At 67.9% G+C, this 18951-nt stretch carries 16 protein-coding genes; 5 read left to right on the forward strand and 11 right to left on the reverse strand.

The genetic code is table 11. The features are described from left to right. Positions 1–54 precede the first annotated feature (54 nt). From CFB46_RS34360 to CFB46_RS34375, 4 genes are all read left to right on the forward strand, one after another. Positions 55–1545, forward strand: a complete 1491-nt coding sequence (locus CFB46_RS34360; protein WP_027785820.1) for an aldehyde dehydrogenase family protein — start codon at positions 55–57, stop codon at positions 1543–1545. A gap of 41 nt (positions 1546–1586) precedes the next feature. Beyond that, entirely contained in the window at positions 1587–3050 is a 1464-nt protein-coding gene (locus tag CFB46_RS34365) for an aldehyde dehydrogenase family protein (RefSeq protein ID WP_027785821.1), read from the forward strand. 54 nt (positions 3051–3104) lie between these two features. Beyond that, positions 3105–4175 (forward strand): zinc-dependent alcohol dehydrogenase family protein, encoded by a 1071-nt coding sequence (locus tag CFB46_RS34370; protein WP_027785822.1) that lies wholly within the window; start codon positions 3105–3107, stop codon positions 4173–4175. Positions 4176–4346: 171 nt separating this feature from the next. Continuing rightward, complete coding sequence (locus tag CFB46_RS34375; RefSeq protein ID WP_027785823.1) at positions 4347–5771, forward strand: MmgE/PrpD family protein; 1425 nt, start codon at positions 4347–4349, stop codon at positions 5769–5771. 159 nt (positions 5772–5930) lie between these two features. Here CFB46_RS34375 and CFB46_RS34380 read toward each other — a convergent pair whose 3' ends face one another. The 6 genes from CFB46_RS34380 to CFB46_RS34405 form a co-directional block, all read right to left on the reverse strand. Then, positions 5931–6797 carry an HpcH/HpaI aldolase/citrate lyase family protein gene (locus CFB46_RS34380; RefSeq protein WP_027785824.1) on the reverse strand — a complete coding sequence of 289 codons (867 nt, stop codon included), beginning with the start codon at positions 6795–6797 and terminating at the stop codon, positions 5931–5933. 3 nt (positions 6798–6800) lie between these two features. Then, on the reverse strand, positions 6801–8000 hold the full coding sequence (locus CFB46_RS34385; RefSeq protein ID WP_027785825.1) for a CaiB/BaiF CoA transferase family protein: 1200 nt from the start codon (positions 7998–8000) through the stop codon (positions 6801–6803). A gap of 10 nt (positions 8001–8010) precedes the next feature. After that, complete coding sequence (locus CFB46_RS34390; RefSeq protein ID WP_027785826.1) at positions 8011–8868, reverse strand: FAS1-like dehydratase domain-containing protein; 858 nt, start codon at positions 8866–8868, stop codon at positions 8011–8013. Between the two features lie 71 nt (positions 8869–8939). After that, positions 8940–9872, reverse strand: a complete 933-nt coding sequence (locus tag CFB46_RS34395) for an electron transfer flavoprotein subunit alpha/FixB family protein (protein WP_089502474.1) — start codon at positions 9870–9872, stop codon at positions 8940–8942. 16 nt (positions 9873–9888) lie between these two features. Continuing rightward, entirely contained in the window at positions 9889–10638 is a 750-nt protein-coding gene (locus CFB46_RS34400) for an electron transfer flavoprotein subunit beta/FixA family protein (protein ID WP_027785828.1), read from the reverse strand. 20 nt (positions 10639–10658) lie between these two features. After that, entirely contained in the window at positions 10659–11831 is a 1173-nt protein-coding gene (locus CFB46_RS34405) for an acyl-CoA dehydrogenase family protein (RefSeq protein WP_027785829.1), read from the reverse strand. 113 nt (positions 11832–11944) lie between these two features. Between CFB46_RS34405 and CFB46_RS34410 the strand changes: the two genes are divergently transcribed. Next, positions 11945–12874, forward strand: coding sequence for a LysR family transcriptional regulator (locus CFB46_RS34410; RefSeq protein WP_027785830.1), 930 nt, complete (start codon positions 11945–11947; stop codon positions 12872–12874). Between the two features lie 12 nt (positions 12875–12886). On the opposite strand, the gene CFB46_RS34415 is transcribed toward CFB46_RS34410, so the two are convergent. From CFB46_RS34415 to CFB46_RS34435, 5 genes are all read right to left on the reverse strand, one after another. Continuing rightward, positions 12887–14383: a class I adenylate-forming enzyme family protein gene (locus CFB46_RS34415; protein ID WP_027785831.1), complete on the reverse strand. Its 1497-nt coding sequence runs from the start codon at positions 14381–14383 to the stop codon at positions 12887–12889. Positions 14384–14452: 69 nt separating this feature from the next. Continuing rightward, a complete protein-coding gene (locus CFB46_RS34420; RefSeq protein ID WP_027785832.1) occupies positions 14453–15139 on the reverse strand; it encodes a nitroreductase family protein in 687 nt (228 codons plus the stop codon). A gap of 112 nt (positions 15140–15251) precedes the next feature. After that, on the reverse strand, positions 15252–16418 hold the full coding sequence (locus CFB46_RS34425; protein ID WP_027785833.1) for a CaiB/BaiF CoA transferase family protein: 1167 nt from the start codon (positions 16416–16418) through the stop codon (positions 15252–15254). Positions 16419–16420: 2 nt separating this feature from the next. Next, positions 16421–17659 (reverse strand): CaiB/BaiF CoA transferase family protein, encoded by a 1239-nt coding sequence (locus CFB46_RS34430; protein ID WP_027785834.1) that lies wholly within the window; start codon positions 17657–17659, stop codon positions 16421–16423. 111 nt (positions 17660–17770) lie between these two features. Further along, entirely contained in the window at positions 17771–18937 is a 1167-nt protein-coding gene (locus tag CFB46_RS34435; RefSeq protein WP_027785835.1) for an acyl-CoA dehydrogenase family protein, read from the reverse strand. Between the last annotated feature and the right edge of the window lie 14 nt (positions 18938–18951).

The following is an 18951-nucleotide window of genomic DNA, read 5'->3' on the forward strand; positions in this document are numbered from 1 at the left end:
GCGCGTCGACGTTCCGCTGGCCTGACGAACGCTGCGCTATCAACTGGAGGTTTCATGACGACCGTAACTGATGCTGCACAGGCCGCGCGCGCGAAAGCGCTCGCGTGGATCGGACAAGGCACGAAGCGTCTGCTGATCGGCGGGCGATGGGTCGACGCCGCATCGGGAAAGACGTTCGAGACGATCAACCCGGCCACCGAGCAGCCGCTTTGCCGCATTGCCGAGGCCGACGGCGCCGACGTCGACGCTGCCGTGATCGCGGCGCGCAACGCGTTCGACGCGCCGTCGTGGTCGGCGTTGTCGCCGCACGCGCGCACGCGGGCGTTGCTGAAGATCGCCGACGCGATCGAAGCCCATGTCGACGAGCTGGCCGCGATCGAATCGCTCGACAACGGCATGCCGCTGTGGTTTGCGCGCGCCGCGGCGGGCGCCACCGTGGACATCGTCCGCTACTACGCGGGCTGGTGTTCGAAGGTGCTGGGCACCACGATCCCGTCGGACGGCAGCACGCTGATCTACACGCTGCGCGAGCCGCTCGGCGTGTGCGGCCAGATCATCCCGTGGAACGTACCGATCCTGATGGCCGCGATCAAGATCGCGAACGCGTTGTGCTGCGGCAATACGGTGATCCTGAAGCCGGCCGAGCTGGCTTGCCTGACCTCGATCCGGCTCGCGGAGCTGATCCAGGAAACCGACTTGCCGCCGGGTGTCGTCAACGTGCTGCCGGGCTTCGGCGCGACGGCGGGCGCCGCGCTCGCGCAGCACCCGGGCGTCGACAAGATCGCGTTCACGGGCTCGACGGCGGTCGGCAAGCAGATCACGCGCGACGCGACGCTGAACCTGAAGAAGGTGACGCTCGAACTCGGCGGGAAGGCGCCCAACGTGGTGTTCGCCGATGCCGACATCGAAAAGGCCGTGCAGGCCGCTGTGAAAACGTTCTGCGGCAACTCGGGCCAGGTGTGCTCGGCCGGCACGCGCCTGTTCGTGCAGGAAAGCATCCACGAGCAAGTGGCGGAACGCGTCGCGCAGGTGGCGGCCGAGTGGAAGGCCGGCGACCCGTTCGCGGCCGACACGAAGATCGGCCCGCTGATCTCGGCGACGCAGCGCGAGCGGGTCCAGTCGTACATCGCCGTGGGCCGCGAAGGCGGCGCGACGTTGCGGCTCGGCGGCCAGCCGTGGCGCGGCACCGGCTATTTCGTCGAGCCGACGATCTTCGACAACGTGCGCAACGGCATGCGGATCGCGCAGGAGGAGATCTTCGGGCCGGTGCTGTCGATCATCCCGTTCCGCGACGAGGACGATGCGGTGCTGCAGGCCAATGACACGACCTACGGGCTGTCCGCCGCGGTCTGGACGCGCGATGTCGCGCGGGCGCACAAGGTGGTGCGCGCACTCAAGGCCGGGCGGCTGTGGATCAACACGTTCGGCGAATCCGACCCGGCGATGGCATTCGGCGGATACAAGCAATCGGGCTGGGGCCGCGAATTTGGCCAGGAGTCGATCGACGCCTATACGCAGACCAAGTCGATCATGCTCCGCATGTAAATTTCGACGTCCGGAACAATAGCCAGGAGACATTCATCAGCATGGACATTCCACATTTCGTGAAGGGTACGAAGCAGTTGCTGATCGGCGGGCAGTGGGTCGAGCCGGCCGGCGGCGAGCGCATCGAGGCCATCAACCCGGCCACCGGCGAGGTGCTGTGCCATATCGCGCAGGGCAGCACGCAGGACGTGGACCGCGCCGTGGCCGCGGCGCGCCACGCGTTCGAAGGACCGTGGAGCCGCTTCACGCCGCACGAGCGGCGCAAGCTGCTGCTGCGCGTGCATGACGCGATTCTCGATTACTTCGACGAGCTCGCGCTGATTGAGACGCTCGACATGGGCGCGCCGCTCGCGCGCACGCGCGGCTACAAGGAATGGCTGTCGCAGCTGCTGCAGTTCTACGCATCGCAAACGGGCGCGGGCGCGGTGGAAACGCCGCCGATGTCGATCGCGCCGAACTTCACCGCGCTCAAGCAGTTGATGCCGGTCGGCGTGGTCGGCGGCATCATCCCGTGGAACGGCCCGCTGATGGGGATGTGGTGGATCTACGGCCCCGCGCTGGCCACCGGCTGCACGGCCGTGCTGAAGCCGGCCGAGGATGCATCGCTGTCGTCGCTGCGCGTGTCCGAGCTGATGATGGAAGCGGGCGTGCCCGACGGCGTGATCAACGTCGTCACCGGCTACGGCAAGGACGTCGGCCAGGCGCTGGCCGAGCACCGGGACGTCGATCGCGTCGCCTTCACGGGCTCGGTCGGCACCGCGCAGGCGATCGTGCGCGCGTCGGCCGGCAACCTGAAGCGGCTGCAGCTCGAACTCGGCGGCAAGTCGCCCGACATCGTGTTCGCCGATGCCGATCTCGACAAGGCCGTGCCCGGCGCGGCGATGGGCGTGTTCACGAATACCGGCCAGGTGTGCGTGGCCGGCACGCGGATCTTCGTGCAGCGCGCGATCCACGACGAATTCGTGCAGCGCATGGCCGCGTTCGCCGGCACGATCCGCATCGGCGACGGCCGCGATCCCGATACGCAGATCGGCCCGCTGATTTCGCGGCGCCAGCTCGAGCGCGTGATGCATTACGTGGACGTCGGCGGCAAGGAGGCCCGGCTCGTGCACGGCGGCGGTCGTCCGGACGGCGCGCCCGCCGGCGGGTTCTTCATCGAGCCGACGGTGTTTGCCGACGTGCGGAACGACATGACGATCGCGCGCGAGGAGATCTTCGGGCCGGTCGCGTCGGTGATTCCGTTCGACACGATCGAGGACGCGCTGCGGCTCGCGAACGATACGCCGTACGGGCTCGCCGGCGGCGTATGGACCAGCAGCCTGTCGACCGCGCACCGCGTCTCGCAGGGGATTCGCTCGGGCACCGTGTGGGTCAACTGCTACGGCGTGATCGATCCGGCGGTGGGTTTCGGCGGCACGAAGATGAGCGGCTACGGCTGGAAAGGCGGCAAGGAGCACGTCGAGAGCTTCCTGTACCCGAAGGCCACCTATATCAATCTGGTGTGAGCCGGCACGGCGCCGCGTCACGACCGCAGTCCCGAGGCACAGGAGACACAAGACATGAAAGGCGTGGTTTTCAGAGGCGAACGCAGGCTGGAGATTCTCGATTTCGACGATCCGACGCCCGGCCCCGCCGATGCCGTGATCGAAATGAAGGCATCGGGCATGTGCGGCAGCGACCTGCACTTCTATCGCAACAAGCCGGCCGACGTGATCCATTCGCTGGGTTTCAAGGATCTAGCGTCGCGCGGCATGTCGGAGGACACGCCGATCATCGGCGGTCACGAGCCGTGCGGCCGAATCGTCGCGGTCGGCTCGGCCGTCGACCCGCGCGCGTTCAAGGTCGGCGATCGCGTCGCGGTGTTCCACTACGAAGGCTGCATGCACTGCGATCACTGCCGCACCGGCTGGACGCAGATGTGCAGCCACGGCGCGGATATCCACGGCGTGATCAAGCACGGCGGCCACGCGCACTACATGAAGGTGCCCGCGACCTCGCTCGTCCATCTGCCCGACGACGTGTCGTACGCCACCGGCGCCGCGATTTCCTGCGGCACCGGCACGGCGTGGGGCGCGCTGCTGCGCCTCGGCATCACCGCGCGCGACACGCTCGCGGTGTTCGGGCTGGGCCCGGTCGGCCTGTCGGCCGTGCAGCTGGCCGCGGCGATGGGCGTCGAGGTGATCGGCGTCGATATCGCGGCCGACCGCGTCGCGCGCGCGAAGGATTTCGGCGCGGCCCACGTGATCGACGGCAGCCGGCAGGATCCGATCGAGGAAATCCAGAAGCTCACCGGCGGCCTCGGCGCGACCTGTGCGATGGATTGCGCGGGCGGCGACGTGCCCAAGCAGCAGGCGGTGCGCAGCACGCGCCCGTGGGGGCGGATCGCGCTGGTGGCCGTGGGCGGCAACCTCAACGTCGACGGGATGAAGGACGTGATCGGCAAGCAGCGCACGATCCTCGGCTCCTATACGTTCTCGGAAGTCGGGATGAAGGACTGCATTCACTTCGTCGCCGATCACGGCGTGGACGTCGACAAGCTGTTCACCGACCGCTGGCAGCTCGAGCAGGCCGACGAGGCCTACCGGCAGTTCGACGCGCAGGCGGGCGGCAAGGGCGTTTTCGTGTTCTGAGCGCACCGGCGGCTACACGGCGGCAATGCTGCTGATGGCCGTCGTCGCCCTGCTTGCCGCCGGCATCGCGCTTTCGGCAGGACGGCCGGGCCGCACCTATCGCCCCGCATGACCCGTCGTGGCCCGCGCGAGAGCCGGGCCATTTACCATTCGATCATCCAGGAGACTTTCATGACCGTCACCCGCGAGACCCGCTCCGTCGCGCCGGACAACTGCCCACCGCTCGAGCAAGCGGTGGTGCGTTTCATCCAGGAGCTGAAATACGAGCACCTCGACGCGCGCGCGCTGGCCGGCGTCAACCGCCTGATGCGCGACCAGATCGCGTTGCAGGTCGGCATTTCGAAAATGCCGTGGTCCGAGCGGCTCCTCGCTTACGCGAAGGCCGGGCAGCGTCCCGGCAAAAGCCGCGTGAGCGCGTCGGCGCTGACGATGAGCGCGGCCGATGCCGCGTTCGTGAACGGTTCGTATGGGCACGGCTTCGAGTACGACGACGCGCACGGCCCGAGCTACAGCCACCCCGGCAGCTGCGTGATTCCGGCCGCGCTCGCGATTGGCGAGGAGCTCGGCGCATCGCTCGAGGAGGTGATCGTCGCGATGGTGGCCGGCTACGAAGTCTATGCGCGCATCGGCCTGCTTGCCGCGCCCGAACTGCTGCAGCGCGGCTATCACCCGCACGCGACGCTGTCCAACTTCGGCGCGGCGGCCGTGGCGGCCAAGTTGCGCGGCTTCGACGCCGAGACGACGCTGCACGCGCTGGCGATCGCGCTGAGCCACGTGTCGGGCACGACCGAATACACGTCGACCGGCGGCTCCATCAAGCGCATCCATGCGGGCATCGGCACGCGCAACGGGATGGCGGCGGCCGACATGGCACGCGCGGGCATCACGGGCCCGCGCGCGTTCCTGAGCGGCAACAAGGGCTTCTTCCGCACCTTCCTGCAGCGCACGGCCGGCGACAACGCCGAGCGACGCTTCGACCTCGACCGGCCGTTCGAGATCGGTACCGTGTGGCTCAAGGCGTATTGCGCGTGCTACTGCACGCACGCGTACATCGACGCGCTGCGGCCGTTCGCGGCGCGCCGCGACGAGATCGCCGACATCCATCTGAAAATTACGCCGCACTTCAACGTGGTCGTCGGCACGGCCAACGTCAACGCGTATACGCCGAAGAACATCGAGCACGTGCAGTTCAGCCTGCCGATCCAGGCGGCGTTCACGCTGCTCGGCAAGGGCAACGGCTATCCGGTCCACCGCGATTACCTCGTCGGCAAGGTCGACATGGCGCCCGTGATCGAGATCGCGCGCAGCATCCGCATCAGCGAGGCGCCCGAGCTGGAGAAACAGTATCCGGGCAAGTTCGTCGCCGACGTGACCGTCACGTTCAAGGACGGGCGCACCGAGCACGTGTTCGTCGGCGATCCGATCGGCACCGACACGAATCCGATGCCGGAGCACGAGCAGGATGCGAAGTTCATGGACTTGACCACCGACGTGCTGGGCACCGAACGCGCACGTGCGCTGCTGGCCGCGCTGCGTGAGCTGAATCCGGCGACGAAGGCGGCGGAGCTGACTGCGATGTGGGCGGTGGAAGGCTGAGCGGCGCGGTCGTCCGGAGCGATGTGCGCGTTCCGGGCGGCCGCTGCGGTGATTCGAGACTATGCAAGAACAACGGGCGGCGCCGGAATACCGGACGCCGCCCGCTTTTTCATCGGCCCGCGGATTCGAGGCCGATACCGTCGTTGGCGTGAACAGACGCTAAGCCGATCGCGCCGGTTTCCGCACGCTCGCGACGATCGCCTCGGCGGCGCGAATCACCGGCAGGTCGACCATGCGGCCGTCGAGGCTGAACGCCGCGCCGCCGTGCTTCGCGGCTTCGTCGAGCACGCGGCGCGCCCACGCATGCTCTTCGTCCGAGTATCCCATCGCATCGTTCACGCCGGCGACCTGCGCCGGGTGGATGCACAGCTTGCCGCCGAAGCCAAACGCGCGTGCGCGCTGCGCGTCAGCGGCCAGACGTGGCGCATCGTCGGTGCGGGTCGTCACGCCGTCGATCGGCGCGGGCAACTGCGCGCGGCGCGACGCGGCCACGAGCGCGTTGCGCGCGAACGCCAGCTCCGGCTCGTCGGGCGATGCGCGCATGCCGAGATCGAGCTGGAAGTCGAGATGGCCGAAGGCGAGACGCACGACTTGCGGATCGCGCGCAAGCGCATCGGCCGCATCGAGCCCGGCCAGCGATTCGATCAGCGCGACGAGGCGCGCCGCCTCGCCGAGCTGCTGCGCGACGCGGCGCAGCGCATGCACGTCTTCGGACTTCGGCAGCATCACGGCGACGCCTTGCCCGGTCCAGTCGCGCAGCAACGCGAGATCCGCGTCGTGCCACGGCGTGCCGACGGCGTTCACGCGCACCACGGTGCGCGCGCGATGCTCGGGCGTGAAGTGCGGGAGATGCCGCGCGAGCTGCGCGCGTGCGTCGTCCTTGCTGCCTTCGGGCACCGCGTCCTCGAGGTCGATGACGATGCAGTCGGCGTCCGTATCGAATGCCTTCGCAAAGCGCTCGGGACGCGTGGCGGGCACGAACAGCAGGCTGCGCGCATGCAGCACGGGGGAAGGAGAGGTCGTCATGGCTCAGATCACGCCGTCGGCGCGCAGTTGTTCGATATCGGCGTCGCTGCGCCCCAGTTCGCGCAGGATCGCCGTGCTGTGTTCGCCGAGCGCGGGCACCGGATCCATGCGCACGTCGAAGCTGTCGATCGTGGCGGGCGGCAGCAGCGCCTGCAGCTCGCCGGCCGGCGAACCGACGGTGCGGAAGCGACCGCGCGCATGCAGCTGCGGGTGCGTCCACAGATCGCGGACCTGGTTGACCGCGGCATTCGCGATCTGCGCTTCGTCGAGCCGCGCGCTCACGTCCTGCGCGGTCAGGTCGGCAAACACCTGCTCGATCACGGCTTTCAGGCTCGCGCGGTTTTCCGAGCGGCGCACGTTGGCGTCGAAGCGCGGGTCGGTCGCGAGGTCCGGGCGGCGCAGCACGACGTCGCAGAACACCTTCCACTCGCGCTCGTTCTGCAGGCCCAGCATCACGACGCGGCCGTCGCCGGCCGTAAACGGCCCGTACGGATAGATGGTCGCGTGCGCCGCACCGTTGCGTGTGGGCGGTTGCTGGCCGTCGTACGCGTAGTACATCGGAAATCCCATCCACTCGGCGAGCGCCTCGAGCATCGAGATTTCCACGTGCGAGCCTGTGCCCGTGACGCCGCGCTGCAGCAGCGCGCTGAGGATGCCCGTGTACGCGTACATGCCGGCCGCGATATCCGCGATCGAATTGCCGGCCTTGCACGGCTCGTCGGGCGTGCCGGTGATCGACAGGAACGCGGCCTCGCTCTGGATCAGCAGGTCGTAGGCTTTCTTGTCGCGATACGGGCCGTCGCCACCGTAGCCGGAGATGTCGCAGACGATCAGGCGCGGATACTTGGCGTGCAGCGCGTCGAACGACAGCCCCATGCGCGCGGCGGCACCGGGTGCGAGGTTCTGCACCAGCACGTCGGCCTGGGCGACGAGCTCGCCAAGCACGTCCTGTGCAGCGGGTTGCTTCAGGTCCAGCGTGAGGCTTTCCTTCGAGCGGTTGGTCCAGACGAAGTGCGACGCGAGACCGCGCGTGCGGTGATCGTAGGCGCGCGCGAAATCGCCGACGCCGGGCCGTTCCACCTTGATCACGCGCGCGCCGAGATCGGCGAGCTGACGCGTGCAGAACGGCGCGGCGATCGCGTGTTCGAGCGTGACGACGGTCATCCCGCTCAGCGGGCCGGGTTGAGCTTGGCGAGCTTGCATGATCGGATCGCTATTCCAGTTCGATGCTGGCCTGCATGGCCAGCTGTCCTTGCGGGCCGCGCGCCCACACGCGGGCGGTCTTGCCGTCGAGCTTGCCGTTCACGGTGAACGGTGCGGTGTCGAACAGCGGGCTGACCGCCTTGAAGTCGAAGGCGCGGATCGTCTTGCCGGGGTGCGTGCGGCGCAGTTCTTCCATCAGCAGCATCGCGATCAGCGGGCCGTGCACCACGAGGCCCGGATAGCCTTCTTCCTGCATCGCGTAGGGGCGGTCGTAGTGGATCCGGTGGCCGTTGAAGGTGAGGGCGGAAAAGCGCATCAGCAGCACCGGATCGGGGATGACGATGCGCGAATACTGCTCGTCGGTCGGGGCCGGCTGCGGGGCGGGCGCTGGCGTGCCTGCAGCGGCGGGCGGCGGCGCGTCGCGATAGACGATGTCCTGTTCTTCGCGGATCGCCAAGCCTTGCGCGTCGCCGATCTCGTGCAGCACGGTCACGAACACGAGCCGGCCGCTGCGGCCGGACTTGCTCTGCACGTTCGCGATCGTGGAGCGGCGCTGTATCGGCGTATCGACGGCGAGCGGACGCAGAAACTGCAGCCGTCCGCCGGCCCACATGCGGCGCGGCAACGCGACCGGCGGCAGGAAGCCGCCGCGCCGCGCGTGACCGTCGATGCCGATGTTCGACTGCCGCTCGCCGGGCAGGAAGTACAGCCAGTGCCACAGCGGCGGCAGGGCGGCCGGCAGCGCGGACGGCTCGGCGTCGTCCAGCGTGGCCCGCAGGAGCCGGATCGGCGCGGGGGTGATGCGGTCCACACTCTCTTCGCGGCGGCCAATCCACGCGTCGAATGATTCGGGTTGTTCGCCAGTCATGTCGTTTCGCGTTCTCGATGATTGAAGTGTCGTGAAGGCTGCCGGCAGTTGAGTTGCGGCAGCCGTTCCCGTCAGAGTTCGTTGACCAGTTCTGGCACGAGCGTGAACAGATCGCCGACGAGGCCGTAATCGGCCACGCTGAAGATCGGCGCTTCCGGATCCTTGTTGATCGCGACGATCACCTTCGAATCCTTCATACCGGCCAGATGCTGGATCGCACCCGAGATGCCGACCGCGATGTACAGCTGCGGCGCGACGATCTTGCCGGTCTGGCCGACCTGGTAGTCGTTCGGCACGTAGCCGGCGTCGACTGCCGCGCGCGATGCGCCGAGCGCGGCCGACAGCTTGTCCGCCAGCGGCTCCAGCACCTTCGTGTAGTTCTCGCCGCTACCCAGACCGCGGCCGCCCGACACGATGATGCTCGCCGACGTCAGTTCCGGACGGTCCAGCTTCGTCACTTCACGGCTTACGAATTGCGACTTGCCGGCGTCGGCCGCCGCTTCGATCTTCTCGACCGCTGCGCCGCCGCCTTCGGCCGCGACCGGATCGAAGCCCGTCGCACGCACCGTGATGACCTTGATCGGGTCGCTCGACTGTACCGTCGCGATTGCGTTGCCCGCATAGATCGGACGCTCGAACGTGTCGGCCGAATCGACCGCCGTGATGTCCGAGATCTGCGCGACGTCGAGCTTCGTGGCGATACGCGGCGCAATGTTCTTGCCGTAGGCCGTCGCCGGCGCGAGGATGTGCGAGTAGTCCTTCGCGATGTTCAGCGCGGTCGCCTCGACGTTTTCCGCGAGGCCCTCGGCCAGTTGCGGCGCGTCGGCCAGCAGCACCTTCGACACACCCGCGATCTTCGCTGCCGCGTCGGCCGCCGCTTGCGCGTTGTGGCCCGCGACCAGCACGTGGATGTCGCCGCCAATCTTCGCAGCCGCCGCCACCGTGTTCAGCGTCGCGGCCTTGACCGACGCGTTGTCGTGTTCTGCAATCACCAGAATCGTCATTTCTTTGCGCTCCTTCTTACAGCACCTTGGCTTCGGTCTTCAGCTTCTCGACCAGCGTCTTCACGTCCGGCACCTTCACGCCGGCCGCGCGCTTCTGCGGCTCGACCACCTTCAGCGTCTTCAGGCGCGGCGCGACGTCCACCCCGAGGTCTTCCGGCTTCACGGTTTCCAGCGGCTTCTTCTTCGCCTTCATGATGTTCGGCAGCGTCACATAGCGCGGCTCGTTCAGGCGCAGGTCGGTCGTCACGACTGCCGGCAGCGTCAGCGACAGCGTTTCCGCACCGCCGTCGACTTCGCGCGCCACCGTTGCCTTGCCGTCGGCGATCGTCACCTTCGATGCGAACGTCGCTTGCGGGAGACCTGCCAGCGCGGCCAGCATCTGGCCCGTCTGATTCGAATCGTCGTCGATCGCCTGCTTGCCGAGGATCATCAGTTGCGGCTGTTCCTTGTCGACCAGCGCCTTCAGGATCTTCGCGACGGCCAGCGGCTCGACGCTGTTGTTCGACTCGACGAGGATCGCGCGATCCGCGCCGATCGCCAGCGCCGTGCGCAGCGTTTCCTGCGCTTGCGCGACACCCACCGATACCGCGATCACTTCGGTCGCCACACCCGCTTCCTTCAGGCGCACGGCTTCTTCAACGGCGATTTCGTCGAACGGGTTCATCGACATCTTCACGTTCGCGATGTCGACGCCGGATTGGTCGGACTTCACGCCGACCTTCACGTTCGCGTCGACCACGCGCTTGACGGGTACGAGAATCTTCATGAAAAGGCTTCCTTCGGGAATCAATAGGAACGGGGCAGTTGCAGCACGTGCTCGGCCACGTGCCCCAGGATCATGTTGGTGGAGATCGGCGCGACCTGGTACAGGCGCGTTTCGCGGAATTTGCGCTCGATGTCGTATTCGCAGGCGAAGCCGAAGCCGCCGTGCGTCTGCAGGCATGCGTTCGCGGCTTCCCAGCTCGCCTTCGCGGCCAGGTACTTGGCCATGTTGGCCTCGACGCCCGCGTTCTGGCGCGCATCGATCTTCTCGCACGCGCGCCAGCGCATCAGGTTCGCCGCTTCCAGTTCGATGAACGACTCGGCCAGCGGAAACTGGATCCCCTGGTTCTGCCCGATCGGGCGGCCGAACACCTTGCGCTCGCTCGCGTAATCGCGAGCCTTCTCGAGGAACCAGTAGCCGTCGCCGATGCACTCGGCCGCGATCAGCGTGCGCTCCGCGTTCAGGCCGTCGAAGATCACCTTCAGCCCCTTGCCCTCGGTGCCGAGCAGTGCGTCTTCCGGCAGTTCGAGATTGTCGAAGAACAGTTCGTTGGTCTCGTGATTGACCATGTTGAGGATCGGGCGCACGGTCAGGCCGTTGCCGATCGCCTTGTCGAGTTCGACGATGAAGCACGAGAGACCGTCGCTCTTCTTCTGCACCTGCTCCAGCGGCGTGGTGCGTGCGAGCAGGATCAGCAGGTCGCTGTGCTGGACGCGCGAGATCCACACCTTCTGCCCGTTGATGACCCAGCGGCCGTCCTTCTTCACGGCGGTGGTCTTCAGCTTAGTCGTGTCGCTGCCGGTGCTCGGCTCGGTCACGCCCATCGACTGCACGCGCAGCTCGCCCGCCGCGATCCGCGGCAGGTAGCGCTGCTTCTGCGCTTCGGTGCCGCTGAACACGATCGTGTTCATCACGTACATCTGGCCGTGGCAGGCGCCCGAATTGCCGCCGGAGCGGTTGATTTCCTCCATGATGACCGACGCCTCGGCCATCGACAGGCCCGGGCCGCCGTACTCCTGCGGGATCAGCGCGGCCAGCCAGCCGGCCTGCGTGAGCGCGGTCACGAAGGCCTCGGGATAGCCGCGCGCTTCGTCGATCTTGCGGTGGTATTCAGCCGGAAACTGACTGCACAGGCCGCGCACGGCGTCGCGGATTTCCTGGTACTGGTCGGGGGCGGAAAAGATGGAGGCGCTCATGAATCCTGTCTCGTCATTGGCATCGGTTAGGTCCATAATAAGTTTTGATGGATCAACCAAAAAATAGAATTTTCTGATCGATGGATCAGTTTTCGGTATCGAGGACCCTTGCGATGGATCTGAAGCAACTGCGCGCCTTCGTCACCGTGGCCGAAACCGGCAACGTCACGCGTGCGTCGAGCCTGCTCAATCTCGTGCAGCCGGCGGTGTCGCGCCAGCTGCGGCTGCTGGAAGAAGACATGGGCACCGAGTTGTTCGAGCGCGGCCGTCACGGGATGCAGCTGACGCCGTCGGGCAAGACGATGCTCGAATACGCGCGGCGCATCCTCAACGAGGTCGCGCGCGCGAAGGCCGAGATTCAGCCGACCGACGGGCCGGTCGCCGGCATCGTCAGTATCGGCCTGCTGGCCAGCACGTCGGACCTGCTCGCCACGCGACTGGCGAGCGAGGTCGCCAGCCGTTACCCGCATATCCGGCTGCGGCTCACGATCGGCTATGCGGGCCACCTGCAGGACTGGCTCGAAGCCGGCGACGTGGATGCCGCGCTGCTGTACGGGCAGAAGGAAACGCCCGCGCTGCACGTGAAGGCGCTGATCGAGGAAAGCCTGTGGGCCGTGGCCGCGCCGTCGGTCGGGCTGTCGCGCAAGCGGCCGCTGGCGCTGTCGCGCGTCGCGAGCGAGCCGTTCATCCTGCCGTCCGCGCCGCAGGGCCTGCGTGCGGCGATCGAGCACGCGGCGGCCGAGGCGGACGTGACGCTGCGCGTCGTCACCGAAACCAATGCCCTCAGCGTGCAGAAGGATCTGGTCGCGCAAGGCCACGGCTGGACGATCCTGCCGGCCGTCGGCGTCACGCGGGAAGTCGAGCAGGGCACGCTGAGCGCGGCGCCGCTCGCGCCACCGGGCATCAAGCGCACGATCGTGCTGGCGGCGCCCAGCAGCCGGCAGGCGACCGCGCCGGTGCGCTGCGTGGTCGGCGTGCTGCTCGACTGCGTGAAGGCCACGTTCGACGAGGGCCAGTGGCCCGATGCGCGCTGGCTCGGGTAGTGCGGTCGCGGCTTACAGTCGTTCCAGCAACTTCCGCCGCATCAGCTTGCCGTTGCTGTTGAACGGCAGTGCGTCGACGGCAATGATGCGGCCCGGGTGCTTGTACGGCGCAAGCTGTTCGCGCAGATACCGGCGCAGCGCGGTTTCGTCCAGCGGCCGGCCGCCATCCAGTTCGACGAACGCGACGACGGCCTCGTTGCCGTCCGCCTCCCGCTGCCCGACGACGGCTGAATTCAGGATGCCCGGAAAGCGGTTCAGCGCCTGCTCCACTTCACCCGGATACACGTTGAACCCGGAGCGGATGATCATCTCCTTGAGCCGGCCGACGATGAACAGCGCGCCGTCGTCGTGCAGCTCGCCCAGATCGCCCGACGCATACCAGCCGCCGTCGCGCATCACGTCGGCCGTGGCCTGCGGATCGCGGAAATAGCCGGGCATCAGACCGACGCCGCGCACCCAGATTTCGCCGCGCTCGCCTGCCGGCAGCGGGCGGCCGTCGGCCGGATCGACGATGCGCAGCTCGGCGCCAGGGAACGCGTAGCCCGCGCTCGTATCGGCGCGCGCTTCGCCAAGGCGCGTCGCGTGCAGCGAGCCCGCGTACTCCGACAGCCCGTAGCCGTGATGCAGCGTCTGCCCGAACAACGCCTCGACCTGCTGCTTGAGCGCGAGGTCGAGCGGCCCGGCGCCGGCATACAGATAGCGCAGGCAGGGCGAGTCGGGACGCGCGATGCGATGTTCCGCGCAATGCCGAAGCAGCCGCGAGAACAGCATCGGCGGCCCTTGCACCTGGCTCACGCGCCGCCGCGCCAGCGCGTCGAACAATTGCACCGGCTCGAACTGCGCGCGCATTTCCAGCGCCGCGCCCGCATGCAGCGACGCGAGCAGCACGGTGCCGAGGCCGAAGATATGCGTCATCGGCGCATACGCGTAGACGCGATCGTCGGGGCGGAGCGCGCGCGATTCGGCCGATACGCGCGCGAAATGCAGCACGCCGCGGTGCGTCATCATCACGCCCTTGGGCGCGCCGGTGGTCCCCGACGTGAAGATGATGGCCGCCACGTCGCTCGCGAGCGGCTCCGGCTCCGGCCGCGCCGCCGCGCGCACGGCGCTGCGCGCGAGGGCGCTCACGCACGACGGGTGCGCGTCGTGCCGCGCCGCATGTGCGCCGGCCGCCGATGAGACGCCCGACGTGAAATACAGCACGCGCGCGTCGGCCCTGGCGGCGAACGCGTCGACTTCGCCCGGCGCCATGCGCGCATTGACGCCGCACGACCATGCGCCGATCCGGCTGCACGCGATCAGCAGCGCCGCATGTTCGGGGCAGTTTTCGGCGACGACCAGTACGCGATCGCCGCGACGTACGCCGTCGGCGTGCAGCTCGCGTTCGAGCCGGTCGGCGAGCGCGCCGAGATCCGCGTAGCTGACGCTGCGGTCGGGCAGATGGATGAACGCTCGCGCGGGCGCCTCGGACAGCCAGCGATCCAGCAGTTCATGAATGCGTGCGGCCATGTTCGATTCTCCTTGTCCTCGCAAACGATGCGCGCACCGCGGCGCTCGCGCAATACGCGAGCGGCGGCCTCACGCGAAGTGCAGCAGATCATCGACGGCGGCACGCGTGGTGCGGAACTGGTTAACCGGATGCGCGTCTTCCGCATAGCCGAACGAGATGCCGCAGATCATGTGCTGCGTGTCGGGAATGCCGAAATACTCGCGCACGAAACGCGCATGGCGCGCCAGCGCGCCCTGCGGCGTGGTCGCGACGCCATGCGCATAGGCCGCGATCAGGAACGACGACACGAAGCCGCCCGCGTCGACGAGCGCATATGGGCCGAGCTCGGCCGGCACCGTGACGATCGCGACGTGCGGCGCGTCGAACAGGCGGAAGTTGCGCAAGGCCTGCTCGGCGCTGCGCTCGCTGTCCTTCGGACCGATGCCGAGCGCGGAGTAGAGCGCGAGGCCTGCGCCGCGCCGGCGTTCGCGATAGATGCCTTCGTAGCTCGGCGGGAACGGCAGGTCCGATTCGTTGTCCGGATGCGCGGCGACGCGCTGCATCAGCGCCTGCCGAAAGCGCTCGGTGCTTTCCGGCGTTTCGGTGACGACCAATTGCCACGGCTGCACGTTGCACCACGACGCCGAGCGGCCGGCCATGCCGACGATGCTGCGGATCAGTTCGCGGTCCAGCGCCGTGTGCCGATACGCGCGGCAGGTGGAACGGCCGCTCGTCAGGCGATCGAGCGCGACGAGTTCGGGAGAGGGCGATGTCATGTCTACAGTCCTTGCCAGTGCCCGGCCCGCGCGCTGCGAGGCGCGACGGGCGCGGGCGGAAAACGGCGGCGAGCAGCGCGCCGGCCGCGGCGCGCGACGCTGGTCGCCTGCGTCAGATGAAAGTCTGCTGCGCGCGCAACGCCTCGATGCGCGCGTCGGGCAGCCAGTCGCGCAGCGCGGCGATCGCGTTGTCGGTCGTCGGCGCTGCGGGCGGTTCCGGCCGCGCGGCCGGCGTGCGCGAAAAACGCGGGCCGGGCGCCGGATGCGTGACGCCGTCGAGCTCGACGAAGGTGCCGCGCGCCTTCACGTGCGGATGGTGCGGCGCTTCGTCGAAGTCGAGCACGGGCGCCACGCACACGTCGAGATGGCCGAGCAACCGCGCCCACTCGTCGCGCGTGCGCTCGCGGAATTTCGCGGCGAGTACCTGCTTTGCTTCGGGCCATTGCGCGCGGCCCATCTGCGCCTGCAGCGCCGGATGGTCCTGCAGCCCGAGCTGTTCGAGCAGCAGCCGGTAGAACTTCCCCTCGATGGGCCCGACGCTGACGTACTTGCCGTCGGCGCACGCATACACCTCGTAGAACGGCGCGCCCGTGTCGAGCAGGTTCGTGCCGCGCGCCTTGTCGAGCATGCCGGCCGCATGCAGGCCCATCGTCACCGTCATGATCGACGCGACTCCATCGACCATCGCCGCATCCACGACCTGGCCCCGCCCGGAGCCGCGCGCTTCGAGAATGCCCGCGAGCAGCCCGAAGGCGAGGTAGAGCGAGCCGCCCGCATAGTCGCCGAGCACGTTGAGCGGCGGCGTCGGCGCCTGCCCGGCGCGGCCCATCGCATGCAGCGCGCCGGTGATCGAAATGTAGTTCAGGTCGTGCCCGGCCACCTGCGACAGCGGGCCGTCCTGCCCCCATCCGGTCACGCGCCCGTACACCAGTCGCGGATTGCGTGCGAGGCAGGGCTCGGGCCCGAGGCCAAGACGCTCCATCACGCCGGGGCGAAAGCCCTCGATCAGGCCGTCGGCTTGCTCGATCAGTTCCAGCACCATCTCGACGGCGGCGGGATCCTTCAAGTCGACGCGCACCGACTTGCGGTTGCGCAGGCCGAGGTCGAATTCGACGGGGCGCGGCGCGCCGAGCCCTGACGGTTCCTTGCGGTCCACGCGGATCACGGTCGCGCCGAGATCGGCGAGGAACATCGCGGCCAGCGGGCCGGGACCGATGCCCGCGATCTCGACGATCCGGACACCGGCGAGCGGGCCATGACGGGATGACGCAGCGGACATGATCAGATCACTCCCTCGTCGCGCAGTTGTTGCAGGCGATCCTCGGGCAGCTTCAGCAGCCCGCGATAGATCTCGTCGTTGGCGGCGCCGAGTTCCTGCGCTGGCTGATCGAACTGCACGGGCGTCTGCGACAGCTTGATCGGCAGGCCCATGCCCATCGCGTCGACGTCGGCGAGCCCCGGGTGCTCGAGCCGCACCACGGCGCCGCGTTCCTGCAGCACCGGGTCCTTCAGCACGTCGAGCGGCGAGCGCACGGGCGCGGCCGGCACGCCGCGCCGGATCTGCAGTTCTTCGACCACCTCCGCGGTGCTGCGCCGGCTCGTCCATGCCTCGATGATCGCGTTGATCTCGGCCGCATGCTTCATGCGTGGGCCGCGCGTCGCGTAGCGCGGATCCGTGACCATCTCGGGCCGGCCCACGGCTTCCATCAGGTTGCGGAACCAGTCCGGCTGGAACGCCACCATCGCGACGTGGCCGTCGCGCGTGCCATAGACGCCGAACGGCACCAGCCGGTCCTGGAAATTGCCCGAGCGCTTCGAGTAGCCGTGCTTGAGGAACACGTCGAAGTGCTCTTCGGCCACCAGCGACGACAGGCAGTCGAGCATCGACACCTGCACGCACTGGCCCACGCCGGTGCGGCCGCGGTGGATCAGCGCGGCGAGGATGCCGTTGACGGCGTACAGCGGCGCGATCAGGTCGGCGATCGGCAGGCCCGAGCGCGTCGGCGGGCCGTCGGCGAAGCCCGTCACGTCCATGATCCCCGACAGCGCCTGGACGATGATGTCCATGCCCTTCAGGTTCTTGTACGGGCTCGGTTCGCCGAACGCCTTGATCGACGCATAAATGATCTTCGGATTGACCTCGCGCACGCTCTCGTAGTCGACGCCCAGCCGCGCGGTGACGCCTTCGCTCGCGTTCTCGATGACGACGTCCGATTCCTTGACCAGTTCCATGAACAGCGCCTTGCCCTGCGCCGATTTCAGGTCGAGCGTGATGCTTTTCTTGTTGCGCGCGCGATTGAGGACGGTCAGCGACACCTCGTCGTCGCCCTTCACGCCGAAGTGGACGCCGTTTCGGCCGACGTATGGCGGGTTGTTGCGCGCGATGTCGCCCCCGCCGGGTGATTCGATCCGGATGACTTCCGCGCCCATGCCGCCCAGCAGCAGCGATCCATAGGGACCGGCCAGGGCCACGGTCAGATCGAGCACTCGGATCCCTTCCAACGGTCTTGCAGCTGACATGCTTGTCTCCTGAAACGGGCGCGCGACCGGGGCGCAGCCCGCAGACATTTCTTTATGCCGGTTCGACAGCCGGCGCCGCCCGGTTCGGGCAACGCCGGCGATTTGCCGGGTTCAGTACGATTTCGGCAACCCGAGCTTGCGCTCGGCAATGTTTGACAGAATGAGTTGCGGGGTGACAGGGGCAATGTAGCCGATCCACGCCTCGCGCATGAAGCGCTCGACGTGATACTCCTTCGCGTAGCCGAAGCCGCCGTGCGTGAGGATCGACGTCTGGCACGCGTTCATGCAGGCCTCGGATGCCAGCAGCTTTGCCGCGTTTGCTTCCGAGCCGCACGGCAGCCCCTTGTCGTAGAGGTCCGCGGCCGCGAAGATCATGTGGTTCGCCGCTTCGAGCTCCGCCCAGTTGCGCGCGAGGGGATGCTGCACCCCCTGGTTCTGGCCGATCGGCCGGCCGAACACGACGCGCTCCTTCGCATACTGCGTCGCGAGCTTGAGCACCGCGCGGCCGATGCCGATCTGCTCGGCCGCCACCAGCACGCGCTCCGCGTTCATCCCGTGGAAGATGTAGCTGAGGCCCTTGCCTTCCTCGCCGATCAGCGCGTCCTTCGACACCGGCATGTCGTCGATGAACAGCTCGTTGGTATCGACCGCCGCGCGGCCGAGCTTGTCGATCTCGCGGATTTCGACGTATTTGCGGTCGAGCTTCGTGTAGAACAGGCTCAGGCCCTCGCTGTGCTTCTTCACTTCCTCGATCGGCGTCGTGCGCGCGAGGATCAGCATGTGATCGGCCACCTGCGCGGTCGAGATGAAGACCTTCTTGCCCGACAGCAGGTAGTTGCCGTCGGGCTGCTTCTTCGCGACCACCTTGAGCTTGGTCGTGTCGAGGCCGGTGTCCGGCTCGGTGACCGCGAAGCAGGCCTTGTGCTCGCCGCGCGCGAACGGCGGCAGCCACGCCTTCTTCTGCGCGTCCGTGCCGAAGTGCACGACCGGCTGCAGCCCGAAGATGTTCATATGAATGGTCGATGCGGCCGCCTGCCCGCCGCATTCGGCGACCGCGCGCATGAACAGCGCCGCCTCCGTCACGCCGAGGTTCGCGCCCCCGACATCGTCCGGCATGCAGATGCCGAGCCAGCCGCCGCTCGCGACGGCCGCGAAGAATTCGTGCGGGAATTCGTGGTTCTTGTCCTTGTTGCGCCAGTATTCGAGCGGGAAGTCCGCGCAGATCTTCTGCGCCGCATCGACGATCGCGACCTGGTCGGCGCTCAGTTGGTAGTCCATTTCCGGATCTCCTG

It is taken from the genome of Burkholderia sp. HI2761, assembly GCF_002223355.1.
Taxonomy (GTDB): Bacteria; Pseudomonadota; Gammaproteobacteria; order Burkholderiales; family Burkholderiaceae; genus Burkholderia.

Excerpts from the sequence above, each read along its gene's own strand:
- CFB46_RS34385 (WP_027785825.1), bottom strand. The coding sequence starts at position 8,000 with ATGCAAGCTCGCCAAGCTCAACCCGGCCCGCTGAGCGGGATGACCGTC.
- CFB46_RS34390 (WP_027785826.1), bottom strand. The coding sequence starts at position 8,868 with ATGACTGGCGAACAACCCGAATCATTCGACGCGTGGATTGGCCGCCGC.
- CFB46_RS34375 (WP_027785823.1), top strand. The coding sequence starts at position 4,347 with ATGACCGTCACCCGCGAGACCCGCTCCGTCGCGCCGGACAACTGCCCA.
- CFB46_RS34395 (WP_089502474.1), bottom strand. The coding sequence starts at position 9,872 with ATGACGATTCTGGTGATTGCAGAACACGACAACGCGTCGGTCAAGGCC.
- CFB46_RS34360 (WP_027785820.1), top strand. The coding sequence starts at position 55 with ATGACGACCGTAACTGATGCTGCACAGGCCGCGCGCGCGAAAGCGCTC.
- CFB46_RS34410 (WP_027785830.1), top strand. The coding sequence starts at position 11,945 with ATGGATCTGAAGCAACTGCGCGCCTTCGTCACCGTGGCCGAAACCGGC.
- CFB46_RS34435 (WP_027785835.1), bottom strand. The coding sequence starts at position 18,937 with ATGGACTACCAACTGAGCGCCGACCAGGTCGCGATCGTCGATGCGGCG.
- CFB46_RS34400 (WP_027785828.1), bottom strand. The coding sequence starts at position 10,638 with ATGAAGATTCTCGTACCCGTCAAGCGCGTGGTCGACGCGAACGTGAAG.
- CFB46_RS34415 (WP_027785831.1), bottom strand. The coding sequence starts at position 14,383 with ATGGCCGCACGCATTCATGAACTGCTGGATCGCTGGCTGTCCGAGGCG.
- CFB46_RS34380 (WP_027785824.1), bottom strand. The coding sequence starts at position 6,797 with ATGACGACCTCTCCTTCCCCCGTGCTGCATGCGCGCAGCCTGCTGTTC.
- CFB46_RS34425 (WP_027785833.1), bottom strand. The coding sequence starts at position 16,418 with ATGTCCGCTGCGTCATCCCGTCATGGCCCGCTCGCCGGTGTCCGGATC.
- CFB46_RS34420 (WP_027785832.1), bottom strand. The coding sequence starts at position 15,139 with ATGACATCGCCCTCTCCCGAACTCGTCGCGCTCGATCGCCTGACGAGC.
- CFB46_RS34405 (WP_027785829.1), bottom strand. The coding sequence starts at position 11,831 with ATGAGCGCCTCCATCTTTTCCGCCCCCGACCAGTACCAGGAAATCCGC.
- CFB46_RS34370 (WP_027785822.1), top strand. The coding sequence starts at position 3,105 with ATGAAAGGCGTGGTTTTCAGAGGCGAACGCAGGCTGGAGATTCTCGAT.
- CFB46_RS34430 (WP_027785834.1), bottom strand. The coding sequence starts at position 17,659 with ATGTCAGCTGCAAGACCGTTGGAAGGGATCCGAGTGCTCGATCTGACC.
- CFB46_RS34365 (WP_027785821.1), top strand. The coding sequence starts at position 1,587 with ATGGACATTCCACATTTCGTGAAGGGTACGAAGCAGTTGCTGATCGGC.